Genomic DNA, 1900 nt, shown 5'->3' with positions numbered 1-1900 from the left:
CCGCAACCTCGCCGAGCGCGGGGGCCACGCGCCGTTCCTGCGCGGCCTCCTGCGCGAGCGCGACGAGGCGGCCGCGACGCTCACGTCCAGCTTCCCGTCGACGACGGCGGCCGGCCTGAGCATCCTCGGGACCGGCACCGCGCCGGGCCGCACGGGCATGCTCGGCTACACGCAGCGCAACCCGGAGACCGGCAAGCTGGCCGCCGTGGTGCAGTGGCGCGACCTCGGTGACCCGGCCGACGTGCAACGCGAGCCCACCGTGCTGGAGACCCTCGCGGCTGCCGGTACGCGCGTGGTGGCGCCCGGCCCGCGCAAGTTTGCAGGTTCCGGCATGAGCCAGGCCGCGCTGCGCGGCCCGGCCCACGTGGCCGCCGAGACGTTCGAGCAGCGTGTGGACGCCACCGTCTCGGCCCTGCGCGGGCCCGTCGATCCCGCGGGCACCGGGCAGCGCCTCGTCTATCTGTACCAGGGCGACGTGGACAAGACCGGCCACGGGTTCGGCTGGGACTCCTGGCAGTGGGGCGACGCACTGGAGGCCACCGACCAGGAGCTGCGCCGCCTGGTGCGCAGTGTCCCGCGCGGCACGCTCGTGCTGGTCACGGCCGACCACGGCCAGATCAAGGCAGACCCTGCCCTCCAGTGGGACGTCGCGACCGACCCGGCGCTGCACCCGGGCGTCGCCCTGGTCGGCGGCGAGCCCCGCGCCCTGCACCTGTACACCGAGCCCGGCACCGACCCGGCCGACGTCGTCGCGCGCTGGACGGAGCGGCTGGGGGAGCATGCCCTCGTGGTGCCCCGCGACCAGGCAGTCGCGGACGGCTGGTTCGGGCCCGTCGCCCCGCACGTGCTGCCCGCGATCGGCGACGTCGTGGTGGCGATGACCGGCGCCGCCACCGTCGTCGACTCCCGGGTGCACTCCGCGAACGCCCGGGCCATGCCCGGCGTGCACGGCTCCCTCACCCCGCACGAGATGCTCGTGCCGCTCCTGACCGCGACCTCCTAGGAACCACCCGTGGCACAGCTCGTCTTCTTCTCCGGGACCATGGACTCCGGCAAGTCCACCCTGGCCCTGCAGACCGACCACAACTTCCGCGCGCGCGGGCGTGAGGGCCTGATCTACAGCCGGGGCGACCGCGCGGGCGCCGACCGGGTCTCCAGCCGGCTGGGCCTGGAGGTCGCGGCCGTCGAGGTCACCGACGACACCGACTTCCTCGTGGAGATCGGTGCCCGGCGCGCCGCCGGCCAGGCCGTCGACTACCTCGTGTGCGACGAGGCGCAGTTCTACTCGCCCGCGCAGGTGGAACAGCTCGCCCGGCTCGTGGACGAGATGGAGATCGACATCTTCGCGTTCGGCATCACGACCGACTTCCGCACACGCCTGTTCCCCGGCTCGGCCCGGCTCGTCGAGCTCGCCGACCGCGTGGAGCTGCTCCAGGTGCAGTCGCTGTGCTGGTGCGGCGCGCGCGCCACGCACAACGCGCGCACCGTCGACGGCGTCATGGTCACCGAGGGTGAGCAGGTCGTCATCGGCGACGTCGGCCTCGGCGAGGTCGCGTACGAGGTGCTGTGCCGCCGTCACCACATGCGCCGCATGACCGCGCTCACCGCCCGCCGCCGGTCGGCGGACGAGTCCCTCTGGGGCTAGACCCCCGCGTTAGACCTCCGGCCGCGAGCCGAACACGATCTCGTCCCAGCTCGGCACCTGCGCACGGGACTTGCGGCCGCGCTTGGGTGCGTTCCGCTTGGCGACGGCGGGCTCCTTGTCAGGTGGGTTGGCCGGCTCGGGAGCCGGTGCAGGCCCGGGCCCGGGCTCGGGCTCCGGCGGGATCTCGTGCTCGGCCGGCGGCGTCGGCGCGGGACCGGACGGCGACCCCGGACCCGGGATCTCCCACTGGCTCGG

The 1900-nt window shown here is 74.5% G+C and carries 2 protein-coding genes and 1 pseudogene; 2 read left to right on the top strand and 1 reads right to left on the bottom strand.

Annotated features, from left to right (window positions below):
* Both PROKR_RS20620 and PROKR_RS20615 read left to right on the top strand, forming a co-directional pair.
* The coding region (locus PROKR_RS20620; RefSeq protein WP_051433192.1) for an alkaline phosphatase family protein at positions 1–1003 on the top strand (1003 nt) is incomplete at its 5' end.
* A gap of 9 nt (positions 1004–1012) precedes the next feature.
* Positions 1013–1645, top strand: a complete 633-nt coding sequence (locus PROKR_RS20615; RefSeq protein ID WP_036966650.1) for a thymidine kinase — start codon at positions 1013–1015, stop codon at positions 1643–1645.
* Positions 1646–1654: 9 nt separating this feature from the next.
* Here the strand turns inward: PROKR_RS20615 and PROKR_RS35665 are convergent.
* Positions 1655–1900, bottom strand: a pseudogene (locus tag PROKR_RS35665) (hypothetical protein); the annotation flags it as partial.

Source organism: Promicromonospora kroppenstedtii DSM 19349 (assembly GCF_000515355.1).
GTDB lineage: Bacteria > Actinomycetota > Actinomycetes > Actinomycetales > Cellulomonadaceae > Promicromonospora > Promicromonospora kroppenstedtii.
The sequence above is the reverse complement of the archived record's forward strand: the minus strand, read 5'-3'. Positions and strand labels throughout refer to the sequence as shown.